Here is a 20,878-nt window from a genome sequence, read left to right as displayed (position 1 = left end):
CTCATGCGACGAGGATCCACGAACCCCGGAGGCACATCGTGACGCTCCGCACCGTTGGACCCGGCTTTCGGGTCGGGATCCTCCTCATCTGCGCCGCCCTCGCGGGTTGCGGCCCGCCCCCGGACTACACGCCCGAAGAATTGGAAGCGGCGAAGGCCGAGCTACTGGACCATGTGCGCCTCCGCACGTTCGAAGCCGGTCGGCTGTTCGGCGAGGAATGGGTCGCCCGCGCGCCGCACGACGCCGAACTGCGAGCGCTCTACGCCCGGCAACTCGCGGGCTGGCGGCTGTCGAGGGAAATCCACGAGCAGGCGGACGCGATTCTCTCCCGCGATGGAGACGATCCCTGGGGACATTACGTCCGGGCTCTCGCCTACATCGCCGAGATGGAATATGAACCGGCCATCGATCCTGCCCGACGGGCATGGGAGGCCCTGCCGCACCCCGGAGTCGCAGCCGCGTACCTCGAATCGCTGCGGTCCCGTGGAGCGGAACACCTCTTCGAGGTGCTCTCCTCTCTGGACCCCGCGACGCGCCAGTCGCCGGAGATCCTGGTCATGGAGGCGCAGATCGAGGCCCAGGCTCAGTACGAACTGAACGATCCGACCTGGGCTGACTCCAGTCTGGCTACATACGCGGAGGTGCGAGAGCGTTGGCCCGGTCAGGTGGACGGCTATCTCAGGCCAGCCGAGGACCTGTTCCGGGCCAACCGGGCGCGGGAGGCTGTGCCCCTCATCGAGCAGGCACTGGCGCTCGCCCCGGGCTCGGTGGACGTGCGGCAGTGGCACTGGTGGATTCTCTTCCTGTCGGATGTTCTTCCGGTCGACGAGCGACGCGCAGCCGTCGAGGCGGGTATCGCCACGTTCCGGGAGACCGCTCCGGAGTCCGTTCGGGGACTGTACGGACTGGCTGACATCTATCGGGATATGGGCGACGAAGCGCGAGCGATGGAATTGGAAGCGCGGATCGTCGAGCGTGCCCCGCGCAGCCGCCACGCGACGTTGATCTATGGCCGGGAGCCCAGTGCGGCGAGCAGTGAACTCTACCGGCTCGGTCGTGAAGAGGGGCGAAACTCTCCCAGGTATGTGGCTCAGCTTGAAGTCGTGCGCGATGCCGTCTATCGCTATCTCGAACGGCCGCTGTACACGGATCGGTACCGAGAACGCGTCTATACCGACCTCGTTCATGCGCTCGCAGACATGAAGCCCGTCCCGGAGGAGGAACTCGCGGAGGCGGTCCGCGGGCTTGTCAGGTACGACCGCCTGAACCCGCACATCACGTACGGTACGGCCCTGCTGGCCATGGCCGAATCCACCCCGTATGCGCTCGAGGCGGCCGAGATCGCGCGAGACCGCGGGCTCCAGGCCGCCCTCGACCGCGTTCAAATGCAACGAAGCTCCGCCGATACCGAAGGAGAGTGGGAAGAGCAGGTACGCTACTACCTCAGCATCGTCTATGACGCCATGGGGTGGGGTTACTTCAAGGCGGGGCGCGCGGCGGATGGGCAACATCTCCTTGAGCGTGCGCTGGTGCTGGAAGGACGAAACCGGGAGACCCGGTACCACCTTGGGCAGGTGTATGAGCATTTCGCCCGCGAGATGGAGAAGAGCGGAGACGCCGAGGCGGCCGTCGAGTGGCTGGACCGGGCCGAAGATTCCTACATCGCGGGTCTCGGAAGTACGCGCATTGGGGAGAACCCCAGTCAGGCCGCGATCGAAGTGCTCTACGAGCGCCGCAACGGCGACCGCAGCGGGATCGAGGAATACCTCGCCACGCTCAGCGAACGCGACCAGACCCGACGGCGCCAACGCATCCTGGAGTCGCGGGTCGAGGCCGCGGGTACGTATGAGCCCTTCCGGCTCCCAAGGCTCGACGGTGCGCTGGTCGACTCTGCCGACCTTGGGGGCAAGATCGCCGTGGTGCATTTCTGGGGGACCTGGTGCGGCCCGTGCATCGTCGAGATGCCCGAGTACCAGAAGTTCGACCTCCGTTACCGGAACGACCCCGATGTCCGTGTGGTCTCGATCAGCAACGACACGTCACGCGATGTGGTGGAAGACTATCTGAGGCGAAACGCCTTCGACTTCGACGTGCTGATGGACGACGGCTACGTCCGGCGGGCCGGGATACCGGCCTGGCCGACGACCTGGTTCGTGGACCGGAACGGCTACGTGCGATTCGTCAAGACCGGCAACACCTCGAAGCTGGAAGAGGAGTTCTCATGGCGCGTCGAGGCGATTCGCGACGACACGGACGGTCCCTGATCGGGCCGCCGCGCTGGTGGGAGTGCCGGCCGGACTCGGCTCAGGGGATAGGGCGTTGGTAGATCATGACGCCCACGGCTTCGATGTGCCGGACAACGGGGGCGTATCGGAAAGATGTCACCAGCGGAAGGCGGTGCGGGCGGCTTCGGCGGCGAGGTGTTTCCGCAGATCCCGGGCGGTGTCCACGGGCAGGTAGGGGATGTCGACTTTGTGGGAGGCGGCGCCCGCGCCCGCGGTGTCCACCCGGAGGCGCGCCATGCCGCGCCAGCGGTCGAGCGGCGACGCGCGCAGCGCCACGACCTGGATGCGGGTGTAGCGGGCGATCGTCGTGCGCCGCCACAGCCAGCCGCTTCGGAACCAGATCATGTCGTCCTTCAGCGCCCACCCGAGACAGTCGACGTAGCGCCGCGCGTAGAACACGGCCCAGGCCAGAAAGGCGGCGTGGAAGGTCACGCCCCAGGCGCCGAGCGTGAAGTAGAGCGGAACCGACGCGAGCGTGGCGACGAAGCATGTCCCCCTCACCACGCGCCGGAAGGCGAGGGAAGACACGGGCTCCCAACCGACCTCGGGGGCGTCCAGCTCGGGGATCACCTCCCGGAGGAACTCGCGCAGACGTTCCCGCCGCAGGATCGGCGCGAGTCGGTGCCGGTGCGGGTCCGCGTTCCCGGGCTGCCCGCCCTGGCTTCCTCCGGCGGTCTGGACGCCGACGGCGACGCGGCCCGCCCAGCGCTGGAGCGGTCCCTCGTGGATGGTCACCGTCTGCACGCGGCGCAGCGGGATGGTGGCGGCGACCTGCGTCAGCATGCCGAACGTGGCGCGCAGCCCCTCCTCTGACCGCACGACGCGGTAATCGTGGAGGCGTACGAGCGTCCAGGCGATGGAAAGCACCCGCGCAAGGATCACGAAGGCGGCGATCAGCGCTCCCACGGCGGCCACGGTCGCCAGAACGCCGGCTGCCACCACGTCCGAGGCCGCGCCCTCGACCGCCGGGCCGATCCACGACTGCTCCCCGGCGACCCAGTCGGAGGCCCGTTCGAAAAGTCCCGTTTCCCACGCAATGCCGAAGGCGGCCGCGATCAGCACCATGCCACGGTTCTGAAGCAGGCCGTGGAGCAGGAGTTCGCGCGCGGGAAGATGCAGCAGCGTTCGACCCTCTCCCGCACCGGCCAGCGTGAGATCCGCCGGCGGCTCGGCGGATCTGGCCGTCGCCGCCTCCCCAGCCGTCCCCTCCTCTGCCGCCGCCATCTCGCCGGCCGCCTCCCGCTTTCCTTCCCGGACTCGCTGTCGCAACGCGTCGAGGGCCGGCAGCGGCAGAACGGTCAGCGTCGCCTCGGGTTCCTGTCCCCCGCCCGTCTGGAGCTTCACCTCGACGACCCCCAGCACGCGATGGAAGACGCCCTGCACCGCGTCGAGGTTCTGGATCCGGGCGTAGGGAACGTGCCGCTCGCGCCGAAACAGGAGTCCGCTCCGGATCACGAGTTCCGCCTCCTCGTACCGGTACCGGAACGTCAGATAGCGGACGACGGACCCCACGACGAGCGGGATGAGCCCGATAAGGAGGACGAAACGCATCTCCACGCCGCCCAGGAAGTTGGCCGACGCGCCTCCGACGATCAAAGGGAGGATCGCGCGCCGGACCTGGCCCGCTAGCGAGAAACCGATCGACAGCGGGTGAAGCCGGTGCTCGGTCGCCCGGGAGGAATCGGACGCCTCCGAAGGCTCGGTGGCCCGATCGAGTCCGGTCGGCTCAGACGGCATCGGCCCCCGCGGGCGGCAGGAGATGATCCCGAATTCGGAGCGCCGTTTCATGCTCGAGTCCGTCGACGGAAACCTTGGCGTAGTCGGTACCCGCAGTGTAGATGCCCAGCGTGCCGAGGCCGTAGCGACGCTCGAGCGGCCCCTGCGACACGTCGGTGTGCTGGACGCGGGAGCGCGGTACGCTGATCGCCTTCCGCCACACGACCCCGCTCCGGATCTCGATGTCCTCCTCGTTGACGGTGTACGACGCGTAGCGGTAATGGAGGGCCGCCCAGCGGTGCAGCCACCAGCCGAGCCCGCCGGTGATGACGGCCCAGCCGCTCACGATCGCCGCCACGACGCCCGGTGGCGGCCCGCCCGCGGCCCACGCCACGGCGACGCCCGCCGCCAGCGCGAGGGAGACGCACGCCGTGACGATGCGGCCGACGACCCGCTGCAGCGGGATCGAGCGCGGGTCCAGGCCGTGACGGACTCCGTCCGCGATGGCGACGGCCGCCGGATCCGCCGTCTCCCGCTCCAGGTCCCGCTGTGTCTCGAAGTTGTGCGTCGACTCGTTCATGTGGACAAGTTACGGTGATGGACCGGTCTTCGTGTCGGTGCCCCGGGACGGCGGGGACCGGCCTGCGATCCGATGGGAGGAAACCGTGAGTAGCGCGGAGTCACGCAGCGACGAGGAACTGCTCGCCGAGTGTTCCGTCGAGACGTTCAGGGCCGGCGGTCCGGGCGGCCAGCACCAGAACAAGACCGAGTCGGCCGTCCGGCTCACGCACCGCCCCACGGGCATCGTCGTGACCGCGCGCGAATCCCGCAGCCAGTACCGTAACCGCTCCCGCGCCCTCGGTCGCCTGCGAACGGCCCTCAAGGAGCGCGAGTACACGCCCGCACCGCGCCGCCCGTCGAAACCCACGCGGGCCGCGCGCGAGAAGCGCCTGGAACAGAAACGGCGCCGCTCCCTCACGAAGAGGCAGCGGCGCCGTCCCGAATCCGACGAGTAGCCGGCGCAGGTCGACAAACTCCCGGTCCGGCTCCGGCCGTCAGGTCGTCGTCGTGGTCACTCGCCGTGCGGGACGGTTGTCATACTTCTCCCACAGGCTGCGGTGCTTGTTGTCCAGGTCGGACGGCACGCCCTTGATGAACACCCACTCGATCTCCGTCGTGATCTCGAGCGGATCCCCGTCGGTCACGATCAGGTTCCCCACCTTTCCGACCTCCAGCGACCCGAGCCGGTCGTCGACGCCCAGCACCCGCGCGGGCGCCAGCGTCACGGCCTCCAGTGCCGCATCCTTCGTGAGCCCCCACGACACGGAGTTCGCCGCCTCGTAGGGCAGCGTCCGCGAGTCGGCGGAGTTGAAGGTGGCGAACGCGATTTCGACCCCCGCGTCGTGCAGCACGCCGGGCAGCGTGTTCGGGTCGTCGTACGCGGTGTCCTCGCCCTGCGGCAGCCGCTGCACCGGGCCCAGGATGACGGGGACGTTCTTTTCGGCCAGCGTGCCCGCGATCTCGCGCGCGCCGGTCCCGCCCGCGATGACGAGGTCCAGGTTCCACTTCTCCGCGAACTCGATGGCCGACTCGATCTCGCGCCAGCCGTTCGCACGCACGATGACCTTCATTCCCCGGTCGAGGACGCGCGACAGGTGCTCGAGCTGGATGTTGCGGGGCACGCGGCTCGACCCGGAGGCCACCGCCTGCCGGTAGTGATCCGCGGCGACAAACCACTCGTCCATCTCCGCCACCTGCTCGTCGAAGCGCTCCTGCGCCTGGCGGAAGGAACGGCCGCCTGCCGGACGGCCGAAACCGGCGAAGGCGCGGAAACTCGTCGAGAGCGTGGGCCAGCCGAGGACCATGGCCGCGGTCTTCTCGATCTCCATCTCCTCCACCGTCCAGCCATCGAGATGGATGAGCGTGGCCTGGCCCTGGATGCCGGAGCCTCCACCGCCGCCGGGCGCCGTCATCGTGTGCGTGATCCCGTTCGCGCGCGCGACCGGGATGTGCTCGCTGGCGGGGTGGATCGCCGTATGCGCGTTGAGATGCGGGTTCCAGCGGCCCAATTCGCTCGCGTCGTTCGTCACCGCGACGGCCCCGATCTCCGTGAGCCCGAGCGAGCTGAAGGAATCGATCATGCCGGGAAAGACGTGCTTCCCCTCTCCGTCGATGATCTCGGCGTCCGCCGGGACCTCGACATCGCTTCCGACGGCGATGATGCGGCCGTCCCTGATCACGATCGTCCCCTCGTCGATGACGCCGTCGGACACCGTGTGGATCGTGGCCCCCTGCACGGCGAACGTCCCGCCCTCCTGCGCCGCCGCCTGAACCGGCACGGCGACTCCGAGGGTCCCGAGGACTGCCGCCGTCGCGACTATCGACTTCACCATGGTGTCGATCCTGTGGTTCGTAGTGTTGGCAAGGATGTTCACGGGAGTGTTTCCGGATCTGCGCGTCATCGTCCGCCTCCCGACCGCGTGCCCGGATCCCGCTCGTCGCCGGAGTCCTCCGGGTCGTCGGCCTCTCCGAGCAGCTCTCTCAACTCCGCCTTCTCGGCCTCGATCCCGGCCCGCATCGCCATGTCCGCGTCGACATCGAACACCGCCTCGCCGTCGATATACGTGGTCCGGACCATGGCGTAGGAGGAAAGCGGATAGTTCTCCCACAGGACGATGTCCGCGTCCTTCCCTGCCTCCAGCGAGCCCACCCGGTCGTCGATCATGAGCTGGATCGCCGGATTGATCGTGACGGTGGCGAGGGCCTCCGCCTCGCTCAGACCGCCCCACTTCATCGTCTTGGCGGCTTCCTGATTGAGGTGCCGTCCTTCTTCTCCGCTGTCGGAATTGATGGAGACGTTGACTCCGCGTTGGGTCATGATCGCGGCGTTGTACGGGATCGCCTCGTAGGCCTCCATTTTGTAGGCCCACCAGTCGGAGAACGTGGAGGCGTGGGCCCCGTGCTCCGCCATCTCGTCGGCGACGCGGTAGCCCTCGAGCACGTGCTGGAAGGTGTGGATGCGGAAGCCGAACTCCTCGGCCACCCTCATGAGCTGCAGGATCTCGTCCGCGCGGTAGCTATGCGCGTGCACATAGCGCGCGCCTTCGAGGACCTCGACCAGCGGATCCATGGTCAGGTTGCGCCGCGGCGGGATCGCGTCGCGGTCGCCATCGGCCATCCGGGCGCGGTAGGCGTCCCACTCGGCCTTGTACTCGGCGGCCTCGATGAAGGCCTGCCGGATCACGTCCATCACGCCCATGCGGGAGGCGGGATAGCGCGCTTCCTGGCCGGGGAGGGTGGGACTGCCGGCCCGCTTCGGGTTCTCGCCGAGCGCGAACTTGATCGTCGGCGGGGCGCCCTGGAAGAGGAGGCCCTGCGCATCGGCGCCCCAGCGGTGCTTGATGACGGCGTTGTTCCCGCCGATCGGGTTCGCGCTTCCGTGCATGACGTGCGATGTCGTCGTGCCGCCCGCAGCCTCGCGGTAGATCGCGATGTCCGTCGGGTCGATCACGTCGTGGATCGAGACCATGGAGGAGACGGAGACCGCCCCCTCGTTGATCGCGTCCGCCGCGATGTGGGAGTGGGCGTCGACGATTCCGGGGGTCACGAACTTGCCCGTGCCGTCGATGACCATCGCATCGGACGGCGCTTCCACTTCGGAAGTCGGGCCGACCGCGACGATGCGCCCGTTCTGGAACAGGACGGCGCCGTCTTCGATCCGGCCGGCTTCCGCCGCGGTGAGGATCGTCGCACCGCGGATCAGGATCGGCTGGTCCTGCGCGGCGACCCCGCCCGGAATCCCGAGCGCGACCGCGAGCGCCAGCCAGCCAGCCCCCACCCGCCCCGTACCGTGTCTCATGGCCTGTCTCATGGCCTGTCTCATCGGACGCCTCCCCCGGGCCTCGCGCCCGTGAAGTCCATGTTGCGCATGCCGCCGAAGGAAGCGTTCCCTTCGATCGAATCGTCCTCGACCGTGCCGGTATAGACGATCTCCACTTCCATGCCCGGTCCCATCGTGGCGGAGGCGGTGATGCTGAACTCGTTGCCGCTCACCCAGCCGTCCGTGATCTGCTGCTCGCCCCGCTCGCCCTGGATCGTGCCGGAGATCGTGCCGTCCTCCGACACCTCGAGTTCGGCCGTCGCCTCCTGCGAATCGTTGTTCAGGGAGAGGAGCCAGGTGCCGTTCATGTCGACGGCCGGCGGTTCGGTCGGCCTGGGCTCGGGCGCCTCCTCCTCGAACTTGTGGCCGTCGACGAACACCATCCGAATGTCCGTGTCCTCGTCGAACAGCGGGCCGTCCGTGACGACGAGGTTCGCAATCTTCCCCGCCTCGACGGAGCCCAGCATCGCGTCCACGCCGTAGATCCGCGCCGGGGCGGCGGTGAGCGCTTCCAGAGCCGCTTCCTCCGAGAGCCCGTTCTCGATCGCGGCCCGCACGTTGTCCATCATGGCGCGGGGGTTGCCGGCCGAGCCGCTGTAGAAGGCCCATTCGACGCCCGCCTCCTCGAGCCGGGCCGGGGTCGTAGGCGCATAGGCGCGGCGCTTCAGCGACGCGAGCGACTCGTCGGCCTCCGGATCCGCATCGCGGTTCCGCTCGGGCCAGTCCACGTTGACGAGCACCTGGACGCCCGCGGCCGCGATCTCGTCGGCCAGTTCGTACGCCTCGTGCGCGCCCTGGAGGAGCGGTCGTGCACCGGTGTCGCGCCCCAGCTTGATCGCCCGCCGGATCTGCCGCACCTCGTTCGCCGGCATGACCGTCGGCCACCCTCCGGCGATCGCGTCCTGGATCGGACCGAGCGCCCGGTCGTAGGTGGGCCTGGGCTGGCCGCTCGGGTTGGCCATGTAGCGCGCCTCGTACTGCCGGCTGTGGTCCGCGTCCAGGTAGAGTTGCCGGACGTAGGCGATGACGCCCATGAGTGAACCCGGGAAGCTCCGGAATCCGCCGGCCCCGCTCATCGTCACCCGCAGCGCGGCGGGCGCCTTCACGACCATCTCCTGCTCGTCGCCGGCGAGGTTCACCACGACGCCCTGTCCCGTCACGATCCCGTCATCGGGCGCCACGAGCGCGTTCGTGAACCCGCCGCTGCGCCACGTCTCGATCGCGTCGGAGTCCGGATCCAGCATGTCCGCCGCGTTGACCCAGGAGTTCGTCGCCGGACGATCCTCGGGCCCCACGGTGCGGGGCTGGTTCGCCTGCTCGGCAAAGACGGCGAAGGGGTTGCCTCCCCCGCCGCCTCCCGGACTGCCTGCCTGCGAGGCCATCCCAACCTGGGACAGCCCGTCGAACAGGCCGGGGTAGACGGTCAGGCCCGAGACGTCGATCGCCCAGGCATCGCCGGGGACCTCGACGTCGGCTCCGACCGCCTCGATGAGGCCGTTCGCGATGACGACGGTGCCGTTCTCGATCACGGCGCCCGTGCCGGTCACGATGCGCGCGTTCCGGAGCGCGAAGAACGGGGGAGGCACCGGGGTCTGGCTCGGCATGTACTGTGCGTCGGCGGGCGTCGGAGCGGCGAGGCCGGACAGCGATGCGAGGAGCAGCCCCGGGACCACCCCGCCCGCCAGCCGGCGCGCGAGTGCGGTTCGGTTCATGAGAGATACATCCTTCCGAGTGGGTCCATCACGGTGAAACAAAACCCCTTCACATCCCTTCACATCCCTTCACAACACGCCTGGGTGAATGTCCGTTCAGTCCCGCGCGCGGTCAACGGCCGGGCCGTCCGAGTCCGGCGCGGCGTGAAGGAGGAATGTCTCCGGCTCGGGCTCGATTTGTACGGAGTGTAGGCGGCGGAGCGTGACGCCGCCGGTCCTCACCGCAACAATTCGACACCCTCCAGTCGCGCCGCCTTCCGATCGAAGGTGTAGAGCGGCCGCGCTCCGGACCGCTCCGCCGCGGCAAGGACCATTTGATCCGAGAATCCCGGGCCACCTGCCTGGTAGCGAAACGCGGCTCGGGCCACATCGTCCGCGGCCTCGATAACGAGACTCTGCGTCGCGACGAGTTCCTGCAGGATGGTCGCGATGCGTTCGCGGGAAACCCCGTAGGCCCGCTCCAGAACCCAGACGAGTTCCACGACAACCTCGCGGCAGGCATAGCCTGGACGTTCGGTCGTGAGCGATTCCAACAAAGCGCGAGCGGCCTCCGCCTGCTGCTCGTTGTCGCGCACCAGGTAGCGGACGAGGACGTTGGTGTCGAGGGCAATCATTCCTCAGACGCCCCGTCGGCTACGGCTCGCTTCATTTCCTCCACGGTGACGGGGGAGCCATCGTGCTTCAACACGCCAAACAGCCGATGGATAGGGCGCACGGGCAGTATGCGCACCTCGCCGTCCAGAACGATGTAGCGCACGCGGTCACCGGCCTGCACGCCCAGCGTGTCCCGGACGGGCTTGGGGAGCGTGGTCTGTCCTTTTTTCGTTACCGCGGATTCGAGCATGACCGCACCTCCGTTCGCATTGCAGTGTGCAGCACCGCCTTACTAATTGCAATAATGTAAGTGTTTCGCGCTGACGCAACCGCTCCCGGCGCTCGGCACCTCCAGCCCCGGTGCCGCCGCACCCGCCGCCGCAACTTGGATCTCGAGCGGCGGGCCGGGAGGCGCATCGATCTTGGCTTCAGAACGAATATCCCGGTTTTGTTCGGACGTTCGCGGGGCGTTACCGTTGCAGCATGGAACGCCCTTTGGTGCCGAGCGACAGTCTCGCGGCCGTCGTGAAGCGGGACTGTCCCACATGTCATCTCGTCGAGCCGGTTCTGGAGCGGCTTGCTGGCGGCCGCGACGGTCTCGCCGTCTTCAGCCAGGACGACCCGGACTTTCCCGCGTCGCTTTCAGGCGTGGTTGACGATACGGAACTCGAACACTCCTTCCGCCTCGACATCGAGACGGTCCCCACGCTCGTACGCTTCGAGGATGGAAAAGAGACGGGCCGCGCGGTGGGCTGGAACCGGGCGGAGTGGCGCGACCTGACGTCGACTCCGGATCTGGGCGCGGAATTGCCCGAGTTCCAGCCGGGCTGCGGTTCCCGGTCCGTCGAACCCGGCGCGGCGGAACGCCTGCGCGCACGCTTCGGCGAGACCGGCATCGAAGCGCGACAGGTGGCGCTGGAACCGCATGCGGACGCCGCGGAGGCGTGCTTCGAGCGCGGGTGGACGGATGGGCTGCCCGTCGTCCCGCCGACGCCGGAGCGGATATTGCGCATGCTCGCGGGCACGACTCGGGATCCGGACGAGGTCGTGGGCGCGGTGCCGCCGGATTACGCCGAGTGCACGGTCGAGAAGGTCGCGATCAACGCCGTGCTCGCAGGGTGCAAGCCGGAGTACATGCCGGTCGTGCTCGCGACGCTCGAGGCGGCGCTCGACCCCGACTTCACGCTGCACGGGATCCTGTGCAGCACATGCTTCACGGCGCCCCTCGTCATCGTGAACGGTCCCATCGCGCGTCGTATCGGGATGAACTCGGGACTCAACGTCCTCGGCCAGGGGAACCGCGCCAACGCGACCATCGGACGGGCGCTCAACCTCATCGTGCGCAACGTGGGCGGCGGGCGCCCGGGCGAGATCGACCGCTCGACCTTCGGGGCGCCCAGCAAGTACACGTTCTGTTTCGCGGAGGACGAATCGGACGAGGAGTGGGAGCCCCTTTCGGTTTCACGCGGCCTCCCGCGCGGGGCCAGCGCGGTCACCCTCTTCCAGGGGGAAGGCGTGCAGGGGATCATGGACCAGCGCTCCCGCACGCCCGATGAACTGACCGCGTCGCTCGCCGCGTGCCTGCTGGCCGTCTGCCACCCGAAGATCTGCGAGTGGGCGCACGCCGTGCTGCTCCTCTCGCCCGAGCACTACGCCATCTACCGGGAAGCCGGCTGGGACCGGGCGCGGATCACCGAAGCGCTGCTGGAGGCGACGGCGCGGCCGTTGGGCGAGGTCGCGCGCGGCGCGGGAGGCTTGGCGGAGGGCGTGCCGGACTCGGAAACGCGCCGCCACGTGCCAAAATTCCCGCCCGGCGGACTGCTCCTCGCCCGGGCCGGCGGCGCGGCCGGGTTGTACTCCGCGATCCTGGCCGGCTGGCCCGGCGGCCGCGCCTGGCGGCACTCACACCCCATCACCAGAGAGATCGAGACATGACGGCTCCGACCCCGGCGACTCCGGCTGCCCCAACGACCCCAACGACGATTCTTCACGATCCCACCTCCGAACTCGCCCCCGAGATGCGCCCGCGGCGTGCACCGCCCTCGTCGCTGGAGGGGCGGGTCGTGGCGCTTCAGGGAATCGGCAAGCTGCGCAGCGACGAATTCCTCGACCACGTGAAGACGCGCCTGGACGCGCTCGGCGTCGAGACGATCCGCACGGACAAGCCGACCAACGCGCGGCGGGCGCCGACCGAGTTGCTGCAGCGGATCGCCACCGAGGCCGATGTCGTCGTGCAGGCGCTGGCCGATTGAGGGTCATGCACGTCGTGCGGTCTGCACGACCTCAGAGACCTCGATGAACGCGGGATCCCCGGCTGCTTCGTCGTCACGACCGAGTTCGAGCAGGCCGCGCGCAGCCAGTCGCGCTCGCTCGGCTTCGAGCCCGCCATCGTCTGGGTCCCGCACCCCATCCAGAACCGCACGGCCCGCGAACTCGAGGAACTGGCGGAGGCCGCGATCGAACCGATCCTGGCCATGATCACGGCAACGGACTGACCTGTCGCACCCGGGAGGCAGCGGGCGTCAGACTTGCTCGCGGCTTCGAAAACGGTCTATTTGGCAGTAGCCGGACCGGTATCGAACCAGCCAGGAGGCCGCATGCCCACCCGACGACGATTCCTCGCCCGCCTCGGGGGCTCCGCCGCAGCCGCCGGAGTCATGACCGCCGTGCCCACGAAGTGGAACACCGCCATGGCGGCGGCCCGTGACTTGTCCCGCACCCCCGGCTCCCCCGAGGAGATCGCGCGCGACGAGGAATTCTGGCTCGAGATCCAGAAGGCGTTCACCACCGACCGTTCCCTCGTCAACCTCAACAACGGGGGCGTGAGCCCGACGCCCGCCCACGTGCTCGAGGCAATGAAGCGGGATCTCGACTTCGCGAACCAGATCCCGGTCTACAACGGGTGGCAGATCCTGGAGCCGCAGCGGGAGGGCGTCCGCGCCCGGCTCGCCCGCCAGTGGGATGTGGACCCCGAGGAGGTCGCGATCACGCGCAACGCGTCGGAGGGTCTCCAGATCCTCCAGAACGGATACGACCTCGAGCGCGGCGACGAAGTGGTGACGACGACGCAGGATTACGGGCGCATGATCACGACCTTCAAGCAGCGCGAGCGGCGCGAGGGGATCGTCCTCAAGCAGTTCAAGATCCCGATCCCCGCCGAGGATCCGGCCGAGATCGTGCGGCTGTTCGAGGAGCAGATCACCGACCGCACGCGGCTCATCCTCATGTGTCACATGATCAACATCACCGGGCAGATCCTTCCCGTGCGCGAGGTCGTGGAGATGGCGCGCGGCTACGACGTCCCGGTCCTCGTCGACGGCGCGCATTCCATGGCGCACCATGACTTTACCCTCTCCGATCTCAACTGCGACAACTACGCGGTGAGCCTGCACAAGTGGCTGCACGCCCCGGTCGGCACCGGCCTCCTGTATGTGAGGAAGGAGAAGATCCCGGAGATCTGGCCGCTGCAGGCCGCGCCCGAGAGCAGCAACGACGACATCCGGAAGTTCGAGGCGATCGGCACGCACCCCGAGGCCAACTTCCTCGCCATCGGCGAGGCGCTCACCTTCCACCAGCTGGTCGGCGGAGAGCGCAAGGAAGCCCGCCTCGTCCACCTGCGGAACTACTGGGCGGACCAGCTCCTCGAGCACGACCGGGTGCGGCTCAACACGAGCCTCAAGCCGGGCTTCGCGTGCGGGATCGCGAACGTCCAGGTCGAGGGCATCGACACGAGCGCGCTCCGCAACTGGCTGTGGAACAAGCACCGGATCTTCACGGTTGGCATCAACCACGCCGAGTTCACGGGCCTCAGGATCTCCCCCTCGACCTACACGACGATGGAGGAACTCGACCGCTTCGTGGACGCGATGACCCACGCGGTGAAGCACGGTATCCCCGCCTGAGCGATCGGGCATGCGGGTTTGCCTCAACGACGCCGCGCACGCTCGGCGACCCCGAGGAGTGTAGGCGGCGGCAAGGCCTTCTCGACCTGCCGCACGTTCGGCCGCTGACCGACTTCACGAGGGAGTTGCGGGCCGAGAAACCGGAAACGTTTGTCCCCTGCTTCGACCCGTTGGACGGAGGCACTGCCGCCCGGGTTCTCTTCCTGTTCGAGAAGCCCGGACCCAAGACGAGCCTCGACGAAGGCGGATCCGGCTTCATCAGCCGGGACAACGACGACCGCACGGCGGAGGCGACCTTCCGGTTCATGCGCGACGCGGGGGTGCCGCGTTACGAGGCCGTACTCTGGAATGTGATCCCGTGGTGGAACGGCACCCGGAAGGTTACCAAAGCGGAACACAACGCGGGGATCCAACGCGTCGAACAGCTTATCCGACTCTTGCCGCGGCTCGACTGCGTCGTGTTCGTCGGCCAGAAGGCCGCCAAGGCGAAGGCGAAGGTGGCGGACCTGGCAAGGGACCTGCGTCTGATGGAATCCCCCCACCCCTCCCCGATCGTCAGGGCTACGGCGCCCGAGAAGTGGAACAGCATCCCCGGCCAGTGGGCCCAGGTCATGGACGGCCGGTAGAAGCCCCTGATTCCAATCCGGAGTCGGCGTCACGCCACAGGGTAAAGCTACTTTTTTCGCGTTTAGGGCTTCTTATGTTGAGAAAATTATCATTTTCGAGCCCTGCGGAACCCTTACCGTGCGGTTAATCTCGCTTTCTTTGAATCTCGGATCAGCCCCGGGACCACACGCGACTACAGTTCAGGGGGGGGGTGAGCCCGATGACTTCAACGAGTTCCGCCACGACGCCCACCGCCGCCTCGTCATCCACTCTGAGGATGATCGGGTCGAAATCCGGGTTGGTTGGCTCCAGGCTGATCTTGGCGTGTCGCCAGCCATTCTCATCCTCCGTCTTCTCGCTTCGGTATCGCTTCACGGTGAACCGGGCGCCCGTCTCCGGGTCCACATCGTCCCGCATGATCACCAGCACCGTGCGCCCCTGGCGCGAGCCGGTTACAGGACTTGCGAAGAGGCAATACGAACCATCCGGAATACGCGGCTCCATCGAGCGGCCGGTCACGCGAGCCACGAACATTCCGTCCCGGAGCCGACGAACCGTGTTGACGGCTACCCAGTCTCGGTCCCACTCGTCAAGCGTCTCGTTCGGATCGCCAAAGGCTCCCGCCGCCGCTCGCAGCGGCACCAGCGGGACGCATGTTCGGTAGCGACTCTCGGGAGTGGGAGTAACCAGGCGCAAACGCGGGATGTCTGCTGGATCGTCTGTTTTACCCGATGGATCGGGATCCGCGAACCAACTCCGATCGTCGGAAAGATCTCGCCCGCGATTAGGTTGGCCCAGATAGTTCGCGAGGCGACGGAAATGGCCCGTCATTGCGCCCTCGTCGTCGAGTTCGTTAGCCGGAATCTCCAGGACTTCGTAGCCGCTGCCCCGCAGCCAGTGGCGAATCTCCCGATCCCTCGCGGCGGTCTCGGGGCTGCCGTGCAGGTGCGCGCTCATTCCGTCAAGGTAGATGCACACGCCCTTGCAGAAACCGTCATCATCCTCGCGGTAGATGACGTCGGGCGTAGTCGTGCCAAGGGCGCTGTCGAGCCGGATCTGTTCTCCGCGCGTGCCCTCCCCGAATCCCGCCCGGAGGAGGAGATGGCGCAGCTTCCTCTCGGCCAGATTGACGGGCACCGCATCATCGGCGGGCGTGGATGCAGGTTGCCGCGGCGGGACATCGTGCCGGAACGCGAGTTGCTCTCCCCACTCCCCGAGCGCGTCCAGAGCGGCCCTCCGGTCCAGGCTGGAGTGGTAGTACGCGTTGCGGAAGGTCTGCAGACAATCGATACACGACGACCCGCAGACGCTCGGGCAACCCTCTACGACCTCGCGGGCGACAGCTACGATCTCCGCGAAGCGCTCGCACAGGCGGTCGAGCAGCCCCGAGCCTCCGGCCATCGGATCCCACAGGAGTCCCAGCACCTCGTCCCGTCCCATCTCTCCGATGACGAGGATCTGCAGATCCTCCATGTGCATGTCGAGGACACGGGTCGCGCCGATTCGCAACGCCTCGAGCACGCTGTCGGCTTGGGTAGCATTGACGCACTCGGGGAGCGACAACGCGTCTGCCGCAATATCGGCGTAGAACCCGATCCGCCTCGGCTCGCGGCCGCAACGTTGACCGTGCGATTCGCGGAAGCTTCGACGCTGTGGTTGCGATGACAGCGGCGACACGCTCTGGCCGCAGATCGTGCAGACGGGATAGCCGAAGCTGTCTCTTGCCCTGATCGGCTCCGAAGCCCCGACGTTGACGAGGCGCATGCGTACGCCCCGCCGCATGAGGAGCGGCCTCTCGCCCCAACCGTAGGCCCTCCCGCCGCTGTGCTGCCCGAGTTCGAGTCCGTACACGGCGACACCCAACTGGAAGCGCAATTCCTCGTCGTCGGAGATATGGGATGTGTGGCTCAGGTCGACATCGCACACCGCCATGGCCTGGAGCGTCTCACCGGCGAGCGACGACGATGCACCGACCGAGGTCTCCCTGACGGCCTGGTGCGCGGAGGACACCTCGTACACAGGCATCTCGACGCGTTCGTCTGCGAAGTCACGATGGAAGCGCCGGGCAACGAAGCGGTGTCCGTTGGCGTAGATAAGGTTGCCGGGGACGTATTCGCGGAGCGCGGTCGCCGGCGCCCTGGGCAGGACGAAGTCCATGGCGCCGTCCAGCCAGAACGGTATCTCCGCCCATGCCATCACGTAGCCGGTCTCCAGACCGTAGCCGGGAAGGAAGCCCTCCGCCGCTAGAACGCTGAACGTGATCGAGGAGTCGTGCCCTTCGGCGTGGCGACGTCCGCGATCCTCGCCTTTCAGCCGCGCGACGAGCCGGCCGCAGCGCCTGAACAGAGCTTCGTCTTCTCCCTCAAGGGTGCCGTGCTTCTCTCGCAGCGCGTTCAGCCGCCGAATCTGGTCCATCGCCCACCGCAGACGGCGGCGCAGGCGCGTCACGACCGTCTCCAATTCATCGGCGAACTCATCCACATGCATTCGGAGGGCGTCGGGCGTCACGACGTCCGAATCCTCCTCGGGCCAGCCCCCGCTGAAGACCCCGCAAACCCGGTCCACCAGGTCCGATCTGTTGTCGCGGACGAGTTCGCGCAGCAGATCGAAGTCGAAGGGTTCACGCCGGACGACACCGTGGTCGAACAAGTACGGCTTGACCCGCTGCGGAAGGCAGGCGGCCAATACTTCCCGCGTCCTCCTGCGCTCAGCCTCGGGCCGTCGAGGGTCGCGGCCATGGCGGTGGAGAGCGGCGATGACGGTGGCGTGGACATGCTTGGCCACCATCACTTCGTTGCGGAGATTGAAGGCCGGCGGGTCGATGCGGCCGTCCAGCAGCTTCGGGGGCTCGGCGAAGTAGGCCCGGTCGTGGGAGACCGGGCGGCAATAGGTCATGTTGACCGCCATGCGGTGCCGGCGCCCTGCCCTGCCGGCGCGTTGCCAGTAGTTGGCGGGCAGCGGCGGAACGTTACGCATCAGGACCGAATCGAGGCGACCGATGTCGATCCCGAGTTCGAGCGTGGGCGTGCAGACCAGGCAGTTGACGGCGTTCGACTCCCCCTTGAACCAGTTCTCCAGCCGCTCGCGGTGGTCATTCGGAACCATGGCCGTGTGCTCTTCGGGACGGAGCATCGAATAAGCCTGGTCGAGCAGTTGCAGGTTGTAGTCGTCCGGATTCTCGGGGATCCACTTCAGTGCTCCATCGCAGCGCCACGCAGGGCAGAGGCGGTGGGGCAGTTCACGCGTGGTCGTCCGCCGGCACTTCGCGCAGCGGTACACGCCTTTGTTCGGATCCAGCCTAAGGGCATCGCCATTCACCTGATGCACGTTCTCGAGGTTGGGCAGCGGCCTGCCCCGGGCACCCAGCAGGCGGACCGGCTTGACGAGTTTACGGCGGACCAGGAAGGCGAAGAGGCCTTCCAGGAAGGGCTCGACCGAATCGGTCGGCTCCCCCCACTTCCGCGCGATCTGGCGCATGGTCGTGTCCCCGGCACTACTCAGCCACTGCATGACCCACTCGGACTTCTCCTCCGGCCCGCGGCGGAGCTTCAAGCCAAGCGGCTTTATGAATCCCGGCAGGAATCCCTGCTGCACTTCGGCGGAACCCTCGTCCCAATACCTCGTGAAGAGATTGTATTCGGGGTCCAACAGAGCGCCTCGCCGGCGAAAGTAGTCGAGGACGCTCGCCACTCCGTCTCGGAGGCGGTCCGCGGGGATGCCCAAGCGGTTCGCTTGTTCCTGTATCCACGGGAGCGACGCGGACAGGCCGGCGTATTCGACCTTCAGCCGCCCCCACGGCTCGAGCCCGAGCGCTTGGCGGGCGGACAGCGCGACCTCGCGCAGCACCTGGATGCGAAGGTACTTCCGCCGCTCCCGGGCGTGGCGTCCGCCCGATCCTTCCCGCCGAGCCACCTGCCAGACCTCGGGAGCGAGCGCCCGCGAAAGCGTTTCCTCGCGTTCCAGGCGATCATCGAGAAAGGCCGCCAAGTCGCCGACCGAGCCGCCCGGGTGCTCCCTGATTCCTTCCGCCATGAGGGCCCGAAGGCGGAAGCGGCGGGCGTGGTCCTTCATCCAGCCCGCCTGGAACGCCGCATCCTGGCGGTTGTCGCAGAACACGAGCAGCCGGGGGCGCTCGGCGTGATGCACCATGTCCTGCGTCAGAACGTGGACATCGGCCACGGTCACCGCCCGCACCGGCCGCGCCGGTTCGCGGTAGCGCCCCATCACGCGGCGGCCGTTGGACCCGCAGGAGAGGCAACTTGTTAACCGGCCGGGGTTGTCCGCATTCTGCCGGATCGCGTGCAGCGCCACCGTCGCGCCAACCCGGCCGCAGGCGCGACACCGGTCGGCGTGATCCCCGTGCGCCGCGCCGCAGCGGCGGCACAGGTGTATCGGGGCCGTACGCCTCGGGGCGGACGCCTCACCATCGCGCTCCGTCTCGCCGATCAGGCGATCCACGAGCACAACGCGCTTGCCCCCGTTCGTCTCGTCCAGCGGTGCCCAGTGCATGCCGTCCCGGTCCGCTTCCCCGCCGCCGGGACGCTTTCCGGTGAACGAGAAATCCTTGAGGAACGCGATATAGTAATGTTGCCCGCACACCGTGCAGGTAGTGACGGGCAAATGGGCGTACTCGTCGCCGCGGGGCTCAGGCCCGCCCTCGAACACGTCGGAGGGAGCGTCGTCCCGTGCCGTGAGCCACAGCCGCGCACGTTCCCGGTCCTCCGGGAACGAGACCACCGAACCGCCGATGCCGCGCACAAATCCGTGGATCACGGGCCGCAGCAGGGGACGTCCCGCGCGGCGCGCGGCCGCCCCGAGGGTCAGCCAAGTGAGAATTTCGGCTTCGGTGACCGGCCGCCCGACGTGCCTCTCCAACGCCTTCGGCAGTTCATCAAGCGCGCGCGGCCCGGCGAGTTGCTCGTTGAGACGGTAGACCAGTTCGTTGCGGGCGAGCGCCGCGTGCAGCGCTCCGGGCCAGTCGCCATCATCCTGCGCTGGCAGATCGCCGCCGGACAGCGAACGATAGGCTCGTGCCACATCGGCACCCGTCGCGTCCTCAACCGCCCGGACGCTCCGGTCCAGAATCCGCGAGGGATCTCCGTCCGGCGTCGGCGGCACCACACGCGGCTCCCCCCAGGTCTCGGCTTCGTAGTCTTCCCCCACCGTCAAGACCTCGCCCGCCGGGACGCCGAAAAACCGCGCGGCGAAATCGCGGGCCGCACCCGGCTCCCGCGAGTCGGCGATGGTCGCCGAGGTGGCGATGCACGTCGTGTGGCCCGGATCGATGTTGCAGAACGACCGCAAGCGGCGGATGAGACAAGCCGTCTCGGCGCCCATGGCGCCCGTGAAGGTGTGCGCCTCGTCGAACACCAGGTGGTCGAGGCGCGCGTCCTCGAACAGCTCGATGTCCTTTTGCCGCGTAAGAAGCAGCTCCAGCTGCTTGACGTTGGTCAGGAGGATTCTGGGCTGTTTCCCCGGTGTCCTCATGGCTTGGCGCGAGCAGACCTCCTCGCTCGGGTACACGGACTCGCCCGTCCCGTCTCGCCTGGCTTTCTCGAGGCGCGCCAAGTAGTCCTCCCGCGACGACCCGGGCCGAAGCTTGGCGCCGACGACATCGGACTCGCGTTCCGGGGTCTTGCCGACGTAAATCCCGAACGGGACGCCGGTACCGGCCAGGAGGCCGCGAATCCGCATGAGCTGGTCCTCGGCCAGCGCGTTCATCGGATACACGATCACGGCGCTGACGCCTGGGGCTGCGGACTCGTCCCTCAAGCTCAGGGCCTGACTCACGACGGGGTAGAGGAAACACTCCGTCTTCCCCGATCCGGTCCCGGTGGAGATGAGCGTCGTCCGACCTTCCGCGATGGCCCGGATCGCCTGCTCCTGATGGCTGTAGAAGTGCGTGATCCGCGAGGGGATTCGGGTCGCCAAATGCGTATGAAGCAAGCCCTCGTCGACCATTTGCTCGACCGATGCCCCGGCCCGGAAGGGGCGCGAAAGACTCACATAGGGCCCCCTGAGAAGCGGGGATGCGCGGGTGTGGTCCAGCGAGAGCAGTTCCCGCATCTGCCCCAGGAGGTGAGGGTCGGAGAAGGGGTAGGCCGTGAGCTGGTAGCGGAGGAAGCTCTTCGCGACCTTCTCGATGTAGGCGACGGGATTCAGGGCCATGGAAGCCAAGTGGTT

14 protein-coding genes are annotated in these 20,878 nt (G+C 67.9%); 6 read left to right on the top strand and 8 right to left on the bottom strand.

Annotation, left to right across the window (positions count from 1 at the left end; all coding sequences use genetic code 11):
- The first annotated feature begins 38 nt into the window (after positions 1-38).
- Positions 39-2,264, top strand: coding sequence for a redoxin domain-containing protein (locus ACOGXI_RS02105; RefSeq protein ID WP_419937254.1), 2,226 nt, complete (start codon positions 39-41; stop codon positions 2,262-2,264).
- A 117-nt stretch (positions 2,265-2,381) separates the two neighbouring features.
- Here ACOGXI_RS02105 and ACOGXI_RS02100 read toward each other — a convergent pair whose 3' ends face one another.
- Positions 2,382-4,022 (bottom strand): PH domain-containing protein, encoded by a 1,641-nt coding sequence (locus tag ACOGXI_RS02100; RefSeq protein ID WP_419937253.1) that lies wholly within the window; start codon positions 4,020-4,022, stop codon positions 2,382-2,384.
- Positions 4,012-4,581, bottom strand: coding sequence for a PH domain-containing protein (locus ACOGXI_RS02095; RefSeq protein ID WP_419937252.1), 570 nt, complete (start codon positions 4,579-4,581; stop codon positions 4,012-4,014). The genes ACOGXI_RS02100 and ACOGXI_RS02095 overlap by 11 nt, the downstream gene beginning before the upstream one ends.
- 85 nt (positions 4,582-4,666) lie before the next feature.
- Between ACOGXI_RS02095 and ACOGXI_RS02090 the strand changes: the two genes are divergently transcribed.
- A complete protein-coding gene (locus tag ACOGXI_RS02090; protein ID WP_419937251.1) occupies positions 4,667-5,017 on the top strand; it encodes a peptide chain release factor-like protein in 351 nt (116 codons plus the stop codon).
- A 39-nt stretch (positions 5,018-5,056) separates the two neighbouring features.
- Here ACOGXI_RS02090 and ACOGXI_RS02085 read toward each other — a convergent pair whose 3' ends face one another.
- The 5 genes from ACOGXI_RS02085 to ACOGXI_RS02065 all read right to left on the bottom strand — a co-directional run bounded on the left by ACOGXI_RS02085 (position 5,057) and on the right by ACOGXI_RS02065 (position 10,437).
- Positions 5,057-6,463, bottom strand: a complete 1,407-nt coding sequence (locus tag ACOGXI_RS02085) for an amidohydrolase family protein (protein WP_419937250.1) — start codon at positions 6,461-6,463, stop codon at positions 5,057-5,059.
- Positions 6,460-7,860, bottom strand: a complete 1,401-nt coding sequence (locus tag ACOGXI_RS02080) for an amidohydrolase family protein (RefSeq protein WP_419937249.1) — start codon at positions 7,858-7,860, stop codon at positions 6,460-6,462. Before ACOGXI_RS02080 ends, ACOGXI_RS02085 begins: the two co-directional genes overlap by 4 nt.
- A gap of 20 nt (positions 7,861-7,880) precedes the next feature.
- Positions 7,881-9,593, bottom strand: coding sequence for an amidohydrolase family protein (locus ACOGXI_RS02075; RefSeq protein WP_419937248.1), 1,713 nt, complete (start codon positions 9,591-9,593; stop codon positions 7,881-7,883).
- A gap of 218 nt (positions 9,594-9,811) precedes the next feature.
- A complete protein-coding gene (locus tag ACOGXI_RS02070) occupies positions 9,812-10,207 on the bottom strand; it encodes a PIN domain-containing protein (protein ID WP_419937247.1) in 396 nt (131 codons plus the stop codon).
- Positions 10,204-10,437 carry an AbrB/MazE/SpoVT family DNA-binding domain-containing protein gene (locus ACOGXI_RS02065; protein ID WP_419937246.1) on the bottom strand — a complete coding sequence of 78 codons (234 nt, stop codon included), beginning with the start codon at positions 10,435-10,437 and terminating at the stop codon, positions 10,204-10,206. Before ACOGXI_RS02065 ends, ACOGXI_RS02070 begins: the two co-directional genes overlap by 4 nt.
- Positions 10,438-10,685: 248 nt before the next feature.
- Between ACOGXI_RS02065 and ACOGXI_RS02060 the strand changes: the two genes are divergently transcribed.
- From ACOGXI_RS02060 to ACOGXI_RS02045, 4 genes are all read left to right on the top strand, one after another.
- Positions 10,686-12,122 (top strand): thioredoxin family protein, encoded by a 1,437-nt coding sequence (locus tag ACOGXI_RS02060; protein WP_419937245.1) that lies wholly within the window; start codon positions 10,686-10,688, stop codon positions 12,120-12,122.
- On the top strand, positions 12,119-12,682 hold the full coding sequence (locus ACOGXI_RS02055; protein ID WP_419937244.1) for a UGSC family (seleno)protein: 564 nt from the start codon (positions 12,119-12,121) through the stop codon (positions 12,680-12,682). The genes ACOGXI_RS02060 and ACOGXI_RS02055 overlap by 4 nt, the downstream gene beginning before the upstream one ends.
- Positions 12,683-12,784: 102 nt before the next feature.
- Positions 12,785-14,089: an aminotransferase class V-fold PLP-dependent enzyme gene (locus ACOGXI_RS02050; protein WP_419937243.1), complete on the top strand. Its 1,305-nt coding sequence runs from the start codon at positions 12,785-12,787 to the stop codon at positions 14,087-14,089.
- Positions 14,090-14,214: 125 nt separating this feature from the next.
- The gene (locus ACOGXI_RS02045; RefSeq protein ID WP_419937242.1) at positions 14,215-14,715 is read left to right on the top strand and encodes a uracil-DNA glycosylase; all 501 of its coding nucleotides are present in this window, start codon (positions 14,215-14,217) and stop codon (positions 14,713-14,715) included.
- Between the two features lie 151 nt (positions 14,716-14,866).
- Here the strand turns inward: ACOGXI_RS02045 and ACOGXI_RS02040 are convergent, their stop codons facing one another.
- Positions 14,867-20,863, bottom strand: a complete 5,997-nt coding sequence (locus tag ACOGXI_RS02040) for a DEAD/DEAH box helicase (protein WP_419937241.1) — start codon at positions 20,861-20,863, stop codon at positions 14,867-14,869.
- Positions 20,864-20,878: the final 15 nt, after the last annotated feature.

Source organism: Candidatus Palauibacter sp. (assembly GCF_965208055.1).
In the GTDB taxonomy this organism is placed as follows: domain Bacteria; phylum Gemmatimonadota; class Gemmatimonadetes; order Palauibacterales; family Palauibacteraceae; genus Palauibacter.
Note: the sequence above shows the minus strand (reverse complement) of the source record. Positions and strands in the feature narration are given on the sequence as shown.